The sequence below is a fragment of the Candidatus Zixiibacteriota bacterium genome, assembly GCA_020853795.1.
Taxonomy (GTDB): domain Bacteria; phylum Zixibacteria; class MSB-5A5; order CAIYYT01; family CAIYYT01; genus JADJGC01.
The window spans coordinates 1-13,887 of record JADYYF010000015.1 but is presented as its reverse complement, the minus strand read 5'-3'; the positions used below and the strand labels follow the sequence as shown (position 1 = coordinate 13,887).

8 protein-coding genes are annotated in these 13,887 nt (G+C 59.8%); 1 reads left to right on the top strand and 7 read right to left on the bottom strand.

Features of this window, described 5'->3' with window-relative positions:
* The 7 genes from IT585_01200 to IT585_01170 all read right to left on the bottom strand — a co-directional run.
* Positions 1-1,145 (bottom strand): BACON domain-containing protein (locus IT585_01200; protein MCC6961846.1); only part of this gene is annotated, 1,145 nt, incomplete at its 3' end.
* 754 nt (positions 1,146-1,899) lie between these two features.
* The gene (locus IT585_01195) at positions 1,900-2,712 is read right to left on the bottom strand and encodes a hypothetical protein (protein MCC6961845.1); all 813 of its coding nucleotides are present in this window, start codon (positions 2,710-2,712) and stop codon (positions 1,900-1,902) included.
* Positions 2,713-2,717: 5 nt separating this feature from the next.
* Positions 2,718-3,200, bottom strand: a complete 483-nt coding sequence (locus IT585_01190; GenBank protein ID MCC6961844.1) for a hypothetical protein — start codon at positions 3,198-3,200, stop codon at positions 2,718-2,720.
* Positions 3,201-3,245: 45 nt separating this feature from the next.
* Positions 3,246-5,753, bottom strand: coding sequence for an endopeptidase La (gene lon, locus IT585_01185; GenBank protein ID MCC6961843.1), 2,508 nt, complete (start codon positions 5,751-5,753; stop codon positions 3,246-3,248).
* A 782-nt stretch (positions 5,754-6,535) separates the two neighbouring features.
* On the bottom strand, positions 6,536-9,103 hold the full coding sequence (locus IT585_01180) for a DEAD/DEAH box helicase (protein ID MCC6961842.1): 2,568 nt from the start codon (positions 9,101-9,103) through the stop codon (positions 6,536-6,538).
* A 518-nt stretch (positions 9,104-9,621) separates the two neighbouring features.
* On the bottom strand, positions 9,622-9,807 hold the full coding sequence (locus tag IT585_01175; GenBank protein ID MCC6961841.1) for a hypothetical protein: 186 nt from the start codon (positions 9,805-9,807) through the stop codon (positions 9,622-9,624).
* A 400-nt stretch (positions 9,808-10,207) separates the two neighbouring features.
* Positions 10,208-10,843 (bottom strand): hypothetical protein, encoded by a 636-nt coding sequence (locus IT585_01170; GenBank protein MCC6961840.1) that lies wholly within the window; start codon positions 10,841-10,843, stop codon positions 10,208-10,210.
* A gap of 840 nt (positions 10,844-11,683) precedes the next feature.
* Here IT585_01170 and IT585_01165 point away from each other — a divergent pair.
* Complete coding sequence (locus IT585_01165) at positions 11,684-13,879, top strand: hypothetical protein (GenBank protein MCC6961839.1); 2,196 nt, start codon at positions 11,684-11,686, stop codon at positions 13,877-13,879.
* Positions 13,880-13,887: the final 8 nt, after the last annotated feature.

The following is a 13,887-nucleotide window of genomic DNA, read 5'->3' as shown; positions in this document are numbered from 1 at the left end:
ACCGGAAAGGCCGAGAAGATTTCGAAGACCACGACCAGGTATTGCGGCGAGTTGGTCGCGGTGCCATCGCTGATCGCCACGGAATCCTTGTACACTCCGGCGCCGAGTGCCGTGTTGTCGACGGATACCGTCACATTCGAGGGCGCCGTGCCGTTGGTGGCCGACAGACTCAGCCACGAGATCGCTTCCGTCGCCGTCCAGTTCAATGTGCCCTGGCCGATGTTGGTGATCGTGAAGTTCTGCCCGGCCGGGTTGCTGCCGTTTTGCAGCGCCTGGAAGTAGAGGCTGTCCGGTGTCAATTTGATCGTCGGCGGCGGCACCGTCATGTTCAGCGTGACATAGAATTTCTGCGGGCTGTTCGAGGCATTCGGCGCCGATACGAATACCGAGTCCTGGTAAGTCCCGGCTCCGAGCGCAACCGTGTTGACGCCGACCACTATTGTGGACGGCGCCGTCCCATTCATGGGACTCAACACCAGCCAGGTGGTGGACTTGGTCGCCGTCCAGACCAGCGTCTGCCCGCCCACATTGGTGATCTGCTGCAATTGCGTTGGCGGATTGCCCTGTCCGACCAGACCATTAAACGTAAACGAACTTTGTCCGAGGCTGATAATTGCCGGCGGCTGCGGATTGCCGACCTTGATCTCGCCCGCCTTGAACTGCGGCGTAAACCCGAGCCCGCCCTGCGGCACCATCTCGAAATTGCCCGCCGGCGGCACGAACATCGAGTCAACTTTGATGAACTGATCCGGTGCAGCCGGCGCCACGCTGAACCAGAGTGTGAACAGCAGGCCGTCACCGGCCGGCAGCGGATTGAACGCCGTCAAATCGGCAAATCCCACCAGCACCCGTTGGTTCGCCAGGTCCGGCGTGAGAATCTTGAAAGCACCGGAAGGAATTCGCGACCCGGAATAGGAGATGGAATCGTAGGCTACGTCTCCCGAATCCCAGTGGAATCCCAGGCTGTACCCGCCGATCGGATGTGAATTGTACGATGTGACCGGCACGCCGACATCCAAGCCGGCATTGGTCGTCACCTTTGCTACTCGTACGGTGTCGAGATTTCCGGCGTCCTGTGCCGAGACATTCCCGCATACGAAAGCCAACGTGAGCAAAACGTACACGATCGCACGCGCTCGTTTCATAACGAACCTCCCTCGTCCGATAAGGTTGTGTATCGAATGGTACTTGATTCTGATATCATGATGCGCAGTTCCCGATGCCGCTTCCCTCCGATGCCGGCAGAAGTCACCGGCGGCCGGAAAGCCGTCTTCTTGCCCGATGTGCGCTGCCTGCAGCGGCGCCCACCGTCAACTCGAATTCCTATCGCGATCTGTACCGAGTGCCAGCAGCAACCTGCCGACGGCCTCGATCGGATTGTAGCTCAGGACGCCCAAGTCCTGAAAGTAACAACTGAGATACCTTGAAGTTCACGCGGATGTGAACAGGTTGCACCCAACCACCCTGTTGCAATCAACATCCTCACCCGCAACCTGTCAAGACCCATTTTTCCGGCGCGGTCATTTCGGATATTGTCCGTTCACATTCCCCCTTTCGCTCCTCCCAGGGCTGCAACTTTGGCGCCGGTCAGCCCCGTCGCAGGTCAGGATCCCTGCGATCCTGACGGGCGACCAAGCCTGCCGGAATTTGGGGGCCAAGCCCACTCACCGGCACCTCTCGTGCTTACCTCGCCTTTGCAGTGGAAACGGGCCGACTATGTATGATGGTCAAGCTTGGTTGGATTGAGTGTCAGGTCAATCGCAGGTCTATTCTCCCACCGCCGCTGCAACTCACTGAACTCGAGGTTACGCTGTCCGCAGCCGCCCTTTAGACGAGTCTTGAGCTTAGTGCGAAACCTGTAACCTCAACTGATTGTGAGCGAGGTCACGCGCCGCAATTTCATGTCGTCTTGTAGATATACCACCCGCCGACAATCCTCTCGACGTAGATATATTCCGATGGGTTCATCCGCGGCGGTTGCTCCCCGTCCGGGACAAATAGATATCCAACTTCGTTGTCGACCATGCCGCCGATTGAGATTTCGGCCGTGCCGTCATCACGCAGGCGAGCGGTACTCAGATTCAGGTCACACAAGAGCAAGTCGCCCTCTGCCATTGCCGCTGTATCGTCATCGCTTGGTGAAAGTGATATCTCGCACCGGAAACGGCCCCCACCCTTTGCTTGTAACAGCAGCTGGTAGAGCCGCTCGATCTGTCCCTGGTGCTCTAGAAAGTACCTTTTCAGTTGGTCGTCTGAGCTGATCACGAGTTTGCAATTCTCGTAGATCTGCCGCTGCGCGATCGGCAGTTGGCTCGGATCGGCAACGCTATCGACGACCATCTGCGGGATCCCGGTGAGCGCCAGGGCGCGAAGCGCGGCGATGTACCAGCCCTCGCTCTGCCGCTCGACAAAAGTATAGATATCGATCCCCTCGTCGGCCAGCTCAACGCGAACTGCGAAAACGGCCCGGACTGAATCCTGCTCCAACAGCCGGTAGACAATCTTGGCCGAGTCCTGGGGAATCGACTCCCCAAATGTCGGCCGCGTCGGCATCTCACCGCGCCGCGCTGCAACTCGCTCTTCGTAGAGCGCGCCGTTCGATTCCAGGAAATACAGCCGCATCGCTTCATCCGGCCGCTCGATTGGCGCACCGAAAAGCGCCGCCGCTGTCGCCGCCAGCGCCCACGATGCAATCCATAATCGTCTTAACATGCGGTTCATTGTGCTATCGCCTCACTCTTTGGTTGATTGGTTTCAGCGCCCACTTGTGGCCTTAGAAACACCGGCATGTTCGCGATCCCGAACAAGAGCAGAAAGTACCCTCCCAGCGCCGCTGCCGGATGGAGCATCTCGAACTCTGTTCCCAGCTCCGGATTGTACCCCGTATCCCGTAACCCAACAGTGTATCCGAAGAGCAATAGCAGTAAGCCGATCAGTGAAACCAATCCCGCCCACACGCGACTTGATGTCCAGAAGCACTTGAGTGGTCTAAGGAGGAGCACGAGACCGACCAGAAACGCGATCAGGACGACCGCGCCGCTTACGATTGTCGCCATGAACGGTAAGATGAATATGGATGGGAAGCCGTCATAGGAAGTTCTGATTGCTTCCACCATGTACACCGCGAAGCCAACGACGAACGCCGCAAACAGGCAAAACGCCCGACCCAGGATTCTCCATGTCGTTTGATCAGTCACCATGCCACAGCCTCTCACCCTTTCTATTCCACTGCCGATGCCCGCCCCCTATCGACTCTTTCGCCGCTGCACCGTCTTCTTCCGCCGCTTCGGCTTTGGCGGTGCTTCGTCTTCAGCCGGTGGCGGCACCTGCTTGGCCGCCGACCGCTTCGCCGGCCGCTGTTCCAACTTGGCCCGCCGGCGCATCTCCAGCATCACCAGTTCCTGCAGCGACGCGTTCGCCGGATCGTAATCCAGCAGCGCCGCCTCGAACAACTGATCGGTGCGGTCGATGAAGATGAACTCCATCTGTTCGCGCAGATCCTTGGCGATATCCTTGATGTCTTTCTTATTCTGCGACGGCAATACCATCTTGTAGATCCCCGCGCGGTGCGCCGCGTGAACTTTCTCCCTGATCCCCGACACCGGCAGCACTTTCCCGCGCAGCGACACTTCGCCGGTCATGGCCAGGTCGTTGCGGATCGGCCGGTCGCTCATCACCGAGGCGATCACCAGTGAGATCGTCACGCCCGCCGATGGCCCGTCCTTCGGAATCGCCCCCTGCGGAAAATGAATATGAATGTCGTAGTTGGCGAAATCCTCGTGCGGGATGCCGAGCACGTCCGCGCGTGAGCGCACGAAACTGTGCGCCGCCTGCACCGACTCGCGCATCACGTCGCCGAGCGACCCCGTGCAGACGACGTTGCCGCCGCCGCGCATCTTCAGCCCCTCGATCATCATGATATCGCCGCCCGCACCGGTCCAGGCGACACCGGCTGCCACGCCGATTTCCGGCCGGCTCTCGGCGGTCTCGGGGATATAGATCGGCGTGCCGAAATACTGCTCAAGATTATCCTCCGAGATCACCCACTTGACTTTCTTCTCCGAGGTCGCCTTCGCTTTGGAAAACTTGCGGCACAGCGCTTCGAGCTTGGCTTTGACCTGGCTCAAGCCCGCTTCCATCGTGTAATTGCGAATCAGGTTGCGAATGGCGCCGGTTGTGATCACCAACTCGCCTTTCTGAATCCCGCTCGCCGCCAGCAGCGATGGAATCAGGTGCCGTTCGGCAATCGTGATTTTCTCACGATCGACGTAGCCGGAGAATTCAATAACCTCCATCCTTTCGAGCAGCGGCTCCGGAATCGTCTCCGTGCCCCGCACCGAGAAGATGAAGATCACGTGCGACAAGTCGATCGGCAGCGCCACGTAATCATCGATGTATTTGCGATTCTGCCGCGGATCGATTACATCCAGAAACGCCAGCGCAATCGACACCCGCGTTTCATCCGCCGTCAGCTTGTCCAAATCTTCGATCAAGATCACCGGGTCGGCGCAATTGGCATCGATCAGCGATCGCACGATCTTGCCCGGCATCGCGCCCTCGAGGGTGTGCGGCTCGCCGCGCAGTTCCGCGGTCGAGGAAAATCCCGCCACGCTGAAGCGCACCAGTTTCCGATCCAACGCCGTGGCCACCGCGCTCGCGAGCGAGGCCTTGCCCGTCCCCGACGGTCCGGCCAGGCAAATCACCGGCGCCGATACGTTCTGCGTCAACTGCCGCGTCGCGAGGTACTCGGTGATGCGGTCCTTGATGTCGCGGCCGCCGAAAAAGTAATCCGCGATCGCCTTCTCAACCTGCGCCAAATCCTGCGTCACGCCCGAGTACTTGTTCCACGGGATCGCCATCAACCAGTCGAGGAAGCGCTTGATCGAGCCGAATTCCGCCGACGCCGGCGACAGCATCTTCAGCCGCTCAGTCTCGAGGAACAACTGCTCGCGTACTTCGACCGGCAGGTCGGGCATCATCCCGATCCGCCGCCGGTACGATTGTGCGACGTTGTCTTCCTCGTAGTCCTCGCCCAGCTCGCGCCGGATTTCTTTCAGTTTCGCCCGCAGGAAGAACTCCCGCTGCGATTTGTTGATAGAATCTTCAACTTTGATCTTGAGTTCGTCTTCCAGTTCGATCCGCTGGCATTCGGCGCTGAGTAAATCCAGGAGTTGGAACACCCGCTCCTTCAGTGCGGTTCGGGTCAACAGCGCACGTTTTTCCTCGAAAGGAAAATGCAGGTGATGCGAGACGACGTCGATAAACCGCGTCATCTCCGCGCGATTCGCTTTGAAGATTTCGTAGACCTCAGGCGAATAGTGCGAATCGGCCGCCAGCAAGCGGATGGCGTAGGCAAAAACCTTTTCCAGCGTCCGCTCCAGCGACGGATCATCCGCCTCCGCCGGCAGCTCGCTGCATTCGCCGATGATGTACGGGGTGGTCGCGGTCAACCGGTCCAGTCGGATCCGGCGATTGGCCTCGAAGGTTACGCTGTAGGTGTTGTCGCGCGACTGCTGCATCACGATCGGCCGCGCCACCACGCCGATCTGTTCGAGGTCGTCCAGCGTCTGCACTTCGCCGCGCCCGTCGCGCACCGGGATCATCGCGATCTCGCCCTGGTTTGCCTTCAGGCTTTGCAGCAGCACCAGGTTCGACGGCAAGCTGATCTGCATCGTCTCGACGCAGCCCGGAAAAATCACCGTCGAACGAATCGGTATGATTGGAAATTGCTTTGTCGCGCCGGCCGCGGGCATCGGTTTCTCCATCTTCAGGCCGCAATGTCCCGGCCACTCGCTCCCTGGCGGCCGGCTACGCCCTCACATTTGGTAGAACCACGACGGAACGCGGAAGTGCCGCACGCAGAGTTCGTGCGAATCTTGCGCAGTCGTTCCATCTCTCAGGTTATCGGACAATCGCACTCCGCACTGCGGCCATTTCCGTAAGAAACTCCTCCCTTGGCGCTAAAATCTTGTCGCTCACCCTCCTGTGCCCGCCGGCTCCGCCGCCTCACACCGTATCCCTTGGGTGTCCCCTTCCGTTCTGAAACACGCAATATCGCCCCTGAAACACCCAATATCACGTCTTCGCAGGTCAGGATCCCTGCGATCCTGACGTGTCTCTCATAGCCCGCAGATTCCCATCCGCCCGTGGGATCGACTTGAGTCGAGCATCTTCATCCGACTGAAGTCGGACCGACCGAATGCTCTTCTTCAGTCAGGATCCCCGCGATCCTGACAGAAATCTTCTTCCGAACCGCGGACGGGGACCAGCCCCGTCCCTACGATTACACCCCGATTCTGCGCCGAGCCTTCTCGCGCATCTCCCCTCTCCCTCTGGAAGTCGCGAAAGCGGGCGCAGTTGACCGGTAGGTTAGACATTCCTGTCTGACATTTCTCGGAGTTGTCGTCAAATAACAGACAAGAATGTCTATCCTACCACTCATTCCGTCGCAACAGTCCTTCCCGCGATGTCGCCGCGGACGGGGACCAGCCCCGTCCCTATGGTGTCATCGGGAAGAGGGGTGAGGATGCTTCGCTCAGCACACCGGCGACCGCTCGACCTGCTTGGTCAATTCCGCCAGTTCCAGATCGGAGTACGCCTTCATCGAGTCGATGTCGATCTTGATCTGTTCCGGCCGCAGATTCAAGCGGTAGAATCCCGACTTGTTGTTCTCGATCCGCTCCTCCAGCCCCGTCGCAAACCGCTTCAGCTCCTGCTTGACGCGATAGATGTTCTTCGCCTGGTTGAAGCCCGGCTCGATCTCGTCCTTGCTCAACCAGCCGTCCGGCCGCGTCAAACGCGCCGCTCCCAGTTTGTACAGGTAATTGAAACTCTTCGGCGTGAGATCGATTTCGGAATTGTCGAAATGGATATACACGCGCTCGCCCCGCATGTCGCCCCGTAGCTTCAGCATCGGCATCGGTTGTTCCTCCTCGCCATCAATGACTTTGGTTTCCTTTATGACCTTTTCGATTTTCGTCAGAATATCCGCCGCCCCGCTTTCACCGATCAGTTGCGCCAGCGCCGCGCGATCCGCTGCGGCCAATTGCGCCGCCGTCGTCCACCCCGCGTCGAACAGCGCCACAACCCAGTCACGTTCCTCGGCACCGAATCCCGCCTCGGCGAAGATCGTGTCGGGTAGATCGAAGCCGCGCCGCGCGCCGACGGCGATCTGATTCAGCCGTTGCACGAAATCCTCCGGTTTGTTCAGATGCTCCGCCAGCGCCGCCGCCGTCTCGATCAACCAGCCCGCGACTTCGCCCAACTGCGCGATCGATCCCAACGCACAGTGGTAACGCTGTTCAATCTCCGGCGTCGGCACCCCTGCCAGCCACTCGCACAGAAGCAACGCCCCCTTCTGCCGCACCAATTCGCTTTCGCTCAGGACATACTCCGCGCCCGTCATCCGCGCCAAAAGCGGCGCGACATCGGCATGCGCGCCGACATACTCGCACAGCCGCCGCCGCAGTTCGCCCGCCTGCTCGTCAGCGTAACTGCGATAGATCGGTGCCCGTCCCGCTTCCGCCAAAGCGAGCGCGACGTAGCACCAACTCAGTTCGTCGCAGCCGGAATACTCGTGGAGATGCCCCAAAAGCTGCCCCGCCGAAGTCGCACTGATCCCTCGCAGACTGACCGTCCGTCCCAACGGCGAGGCTTCCAATTCTTCCCCATGAACGAAGACCAACTTGCGCTTGGCGAGCTGCTCCACGGCGGCCTCGATCTCGTCATCAGCCACCATTCTTGTCTCCGCCGCCAAGAACGTTCGCCGCAGTACCGCCGACAGATCATCCAATGATTTCGCGGCTTTGGCTGCAATTACATCAAGCAATACATCAAGCAAACCATGCGTCGCCAATCGCGATTCCAGCCGCGCCGGATTGCCGGTGACATACATCTTCCACAGCATCTCGGCCTCCAGCGGCGACCCGGCAATGACGATCGAGCGCCCGAATTCTCCGCCTTGGCCGAACCGTCCTGCGCGCCCCGACATTGCCTCGTACTCGCTCCATTCCAACGGCACGATCAGCGGCCGGCCGGTCTGCTTCCCCGGCTGGAACTTGTAGCAGTCGATGAAGACGCTTTGTGCCGGCAGGTTCACTCCCATCGCCAGCGTCGTCGTCGAGACCAGCACCGCAATTTCGCCCCGCCGATAACCCTCCTCCAGAATTCGCCGCTGCCGATACGACAGGTCGGCGTGGTGGAAGGCCACTCCCGAGTCGAGCGTCGCGATCAGTTTCGCCCCGAGACTCGTCGTGGGTTCGCGCTCCAACCGCTCAATCGTTGCCGCGGCCCGCGGTCGGAAACTCCGTTCCGCCAGCGCGTAGGCCAGCGCCTCGCACGCGCGCCGCGATTTCAGGAAGACCAGCACTTGCTCATCGCGGCCAACCAGGTGTTCGACATTCGCGATCAGTGCCTGCTCCGGCTCGTCGCAAGCCGTGCCCGCCAACTCCTCGATCCCCTCGGCGTTGCCCGTCCGATAGCGATATCGTCCGTTCGCCAGCACGCCGTGGCGCAATTCGACCGGCCGGAAGCTGTCGTTGAGAAGCCGACATCCGAGCCAGGCGGCGAGATCTCCGGCGTTCGCCAGCGTCGCCGACAGCGCGACAATCTGCGGTCGCCGTTGCGCCATCAGTACCTTGGTCAGTGCCAATTCCAGCACCGCGCCGCGCTCCTCGTCGCCGATCATCTGCACCTCGTCGATGACGATCAACTCGATCGGCGCCAGCAAGTCGATATTCTTGATCAGCAGTTGATTGAATTTTTCGTAGATCAGAATCGCCAGATCGAAATCGCCCCGTTCCAGCCGGCTGTCGTGCTCCTGATGATCCGCGGTGGCGATCAACACGCGGATGCCGAGCGCGGCGTAACGCTTGGTGAATTCGCGATAGCGTTCTTCGGCAATCGACTTGAGCGGCACCAGGAAGATCGCTTTGCGCCGCCGGAAAATCGCCGCCGTCGCCGCCAGTTCGCCGCAAAAGGTTTTGCCGGCGGAAGTCGGCGCGCAGATCAGCACGCTCTCCCCGCCGAGCACACGATTCTCGATCACCGCCCGCTCCTGCAGCGGCAGCAAGTTCTCGCCCAACCGCTCTTGCCAACTCTTCACAACAATCTCCGGCAGTCCGTATGACTGCAAATGTTCAACCCGCATCATCGCTGTTCGCTCGTAACCCTTTCTCCGCCCCGTGCAACACATCCGACTGAAGTCGGATCTACGGATGTCGATTCTGTTCACATCCGACTGAAGTCGGATCTACGGATGTCGATTCTGTTCACCTTCGACTGAAGTCGGATCTACGGATGCCCACCCTTCGCTCCGCTTCGGGTGGGCTACAGATTCGCCGCCAATCGGGCCTCACACGGTTTCCCTGTAGGTCCGACTTTAGTCGGACATCCTCCAGTCTGAAATCCTCCTGCAAACCATCCTCCTCGTAGGTCAGGATCCCTGCGATCCTGACACGCCCCGTGCCCCGCACCGTTCTCCCCTCTCCTCCTGGGAGAGGGGTCGGGGGTGAGGGCCTGCGCATTTCGCCGATCACCGCTGGACAGGGACAAGCCCCGTCCCTACGGTCGGCCTCGCGCCGTTCTCCCTCTCCTCCTGGGCGGGGGAGAGGGCGTCCCCCCTCACCCCATCTCACAGCTCGATGCCGCACAGCCCAGGCAGAAGTAGCACCCGCCTTCGTGAATTACATCACTACCGCATTCAGCGCAGAAACGAGCCCCACAGTCGGCACAAAGATAATGATTGCCGCTCGGCACCAGCAGGCCGCCGCAAGCGCACTCCAGCGCGCAGACATCTTGGACTTCCATCGTATCATCCTTTCTCTCGCCGTCATCTTCACCTCGATCTCGCCACGCCCGCCCGGCGGTTGCCGCCGATAGCAGCGGCTGGCAACCGATCCGGTCGGCGACGTGGTAACCGTCTTCCTGTCGTGGTATGGACGAAGATACTGCACATATGTGCAGTCGTCAATACCTTTCTACGCGTTTAGTGAAAAAATGTTGCGACGAACGGCCCGCATGGAATGAATTATTGCAGGACTGTTATTATCTTACTGCAAGACTTTGTGTTATGATAATGACATTGAATTTCACTTGAACGAGGGTACCGGCTGACTGCCGCTAAGGTGATACCAGGCTAAGGGCACAAAAATGCAGCGGGAGCGACCGGCGCCGCTCCCGCATCGAGAAGGTCATGCGTGAGAAAGATCTACTGAGTGTTCAAGCCTCCGAAACCCTCTTCATTCACCGAAGGCTCCGGCGTGTAGCTGATACCGTACTTCGAGAAGTGGTGAATCTCGAAAATCCCGCGGCCATTCGCGCTAACACCGGCATCTTCCACCTGCCAGCCAATCCCGTCGCCGTCTTCCAGCGTGTCATCAAAGTACAGGAGTACCAGCGGCTGGCCGTTCGTCAGCGCCACCGGCTGCGTCAACAGAATCGGCTCAAGGAACTGCTGTCCGTCCGGACCGCAATCGTACACATAGAATTCTTCTTCGCCAATCTCGTACTTCGATCCCGTGATCGTGATCGTCACGGTCTCGGTCAAGGCGTTCTTCGGAACGTTGAACACAATCACGCGCTTGTCCAGCGTCAGGCGCAGGACCTTGCCGTTAGCCCCGACCGCCTCACTCAACGAGGCCGTCGCCACCAGCGTGGTCTCAACCGACGCCGGGCCGCCGTCATTGTCGCCGCCGGTGTTGGAAAGAGCATCGAGCGGATCATTGGAGTAACTGGCCGGACTAAGCGGCTGCTGCGAACAGCCAACCAGCGCCAGCACCGCACAACACACCAAGATCAGCCCCGCCGCGATCAAGCCCCTCTGGTTTTCTACCTCTCCCATCATACTACTCGATAAACTCCTTTCGGATTCGAAACTCGGCAATCGTTTCATCTGCCGTATTGGAAGCGAATTCTGTTCCGAACCTAAACGCGGTGAAACACTCCGGCGGGGTGGTCGACTAACCGCATAGCTAATTACCCCTTACGCCGTGAGTAATTTCCGGTGCCTGCCGTGTTCACAAACTGACCGCCGGAAATTTCGGGGGAAACAATTGGCTAACGCCTATACTCTACGGGATTGCCCCAACTCCGCGCCGCCCACAACCGCCCGCACTGAGAGTGTTGAGAATCTCGGAACTACAACATTCTGGCGGCGGCAGGAAGCTTTTCTGGCGGCGGCAGGAATCGTTTCTGCGGCGGCAGGAATCCCTTCCTGCCGCATTCTTAGCGGTCGGGAAAGGATTCCCGACCGCGCACTTCTGGCGGCGGCAGGAAGCTTTTGTGGCGACGGCAGGAATCGATTCTGCGGCGGCAGGAATCGTCTCTAGCGGCGGCAGGAATCCCTTCCTGCCGCATTCTTGGCGGTCGGGAAGGGATTCCCGACCGCGCACTTCTGGCGGCGGCAGGAAGCTTTTGTGGCGGCGGCAGGAATCGATTCTGCGGCGGCAGGAATCCCTTCCTGCCGCATTTTTGGCGGTCGGGAAAGGATTCCCGACCGCGCACTTCTGGCGGCGGCAGGAAGCTTTTGTGGCGGCGGCAGGAATCGTCTCCAGCGGCGGCAGGAATCCCTTCCTGCCGCATTTTTGGCGGTCGGGAAAGGATTCCCGACCGCGCACTGGTGGCGTATCGTCAGTGCTTCACCACTCCCTCGTTGAACTGTTCCCGCTTGCCGATATAAATGGATATGCGGAATAAGATTCTCGTCTTGGCCGCCCTTCTCGGCGTCTGTCTTGCCCATTCACTATGCGCCGCTTACAAGCCCCCGCAGTTGGAGGCGCGCGCGCAGGACCAGCGCGTCCAACGCGAGCGGATTACGACGCCGCGCATCGAGCGACTTGGCCCCGCCACGCGTCTGTCTCCGATAGACTTGACGACCGACTTCAATGACGCCGCCAGTTGCACGGTCTATGTCGACGAGCCGCAATTCGCGCTCTATGACTGGATGGAAGGTTACGAAATCTACTACGTGTATCAGGATCTGCGCTTCCCCAAGGTCAACTGCGATACGACCTTCCCGTTTGTCGTCACCCATGTCGGCATGACGCTCGTCCTCAACAATACCGGTTCATTCAATATGCAGGTCTTCTTGACCGATCTTGATCCGCTCTACTCCTCGCCGGTCTGCCCGATTCCCGGCGAACTGATCTATCTTTCCGACGAGTATCCGGTCGAAATCTACGAGCCCGGCGTCTACTCGGTCGCTATCGGACTGGAAACACCGGCGCCGGTCTACGGACCTTACTTTGCCTGCATCTACTTCGGTTCCGATATGGTCGACTTCTACCCCGGCCTGGCACTCGACACGATTCCCTATCTTTGCATCAACTACAACGAATGGGGCGAAGGCCTGACCGATCTGGCCGACAACGACTACTACAACTTCCCCGGGTCGATTCATCTCTTCTCCGAAGGCTACTCCAAGGCCGGCACGTTGCCGATGCCGCGCTTCATCCTTCCGGTCGACTCGGCGGTGGTGCCGGCCGGCGGCCGTCTCTGGGTAGCCGACCGCAACGATCAATATCAATTCGCGAGCGCGAAATTCGAGTATCGCAAGGCGGGGGTCTGGTATGAGCTCAATTCCGATTTCGACGGACTCGTCGCCAAGCGCGATGGCGTCACGCCCGCCCTCACGCGCGACGGCTGGGCGGTCATCTGGAATCCGTATGGTTTGACCGAAGGCAACTACCCGGTACGCGTCTCGATCGCTGACTTTGACTCGACCTATGTTTCCGACACGGTCAACGTCTACCTTGACCTGAAGCCGCTGGCTCCGAGCTTTGTCAATCGCACCGACCTGATGTCCGCCTGTGGCGCGGAGACGTTGCGCGTGAATATCGCCGACGAAAACCCGACCGCCGTAACCTTTGGCTTCCGCTATCTCCCGCCGACCGAGGAACGCGTCCTGCCGCTGCTGAAACGCAACGATTACGGCGATGTCGACGGCAATTTCACCGACGGGAATCATAACTATGACGGTGAATTCGGCGAGTACTACGTCGCGCCCGCAGTTTTTGCGTCCTTCATGAAACACTGGTTCGACAAAGGCTACATCGAGCTGATGGCCAATGGCTCCTCGTTCTACACGACGCAACAACTGGTGGAGGAACTCGCGGCGCAGTTCGGCACGCGCACGAATCTCGGCACCGAGGATGATGACCTGGTCGACGAGCTGCAGCAATGGATCGCCGCGCACGGCAATCGCTTCACCGTCGATGTCAAACCGCGACCTGACCGCGAGTGGTTCAAAGCCGCGTACATGGGTCATCAGGCGACCGTGGCGCTCGCCGTCAGCAGTCCCTTCGGCAACTGGCTGGCCGCGCAAAAGGTCAACTACGGCGCGTCCACCGGCGATAGTCTGGCCGTGACCTATTACGATCCGGTCGGCGGGCTGCTGCGTGAATCCTTCTTGATCGGGCGCGGTGATTCGCTCGTGCTCGGCTACCTGCCGAACAACCGCAAATACACCGTGCCGCTCGGCATCGCGCTCTATCCGAAGCAGGAAGCTTTGACCTACACTGCCTTTGGCACCGATTTCACCTTCATCGACGGTTTCTGGTCGGTAATTCCGCCGGCATATTTCCAGGAAGATTTGCTGTACTTGATCCGGGCGCGCGCACTCGACGGCAACAACTCGGTGGCGGACAGCTACTGGTTGATGAAGTATGACTGCGTGCATCCGGCACGTCGTGGCGATGCCGACAACGACAACATCGTCTCAGTCTCCGATGCCGTGTACTTGATCAGCTTCATCTTCGGCGGCGGTCCGGCGCCCCTCACGACCGTGCACGGCGATGCCGACTGCGACGGCCTGGTCTCCGTCTCCGACGCCGTCTACCTGATCAGCTACATCTTCGGCTCCGGCCCCGCCCCCTGCCCGTAGGTGGCTGT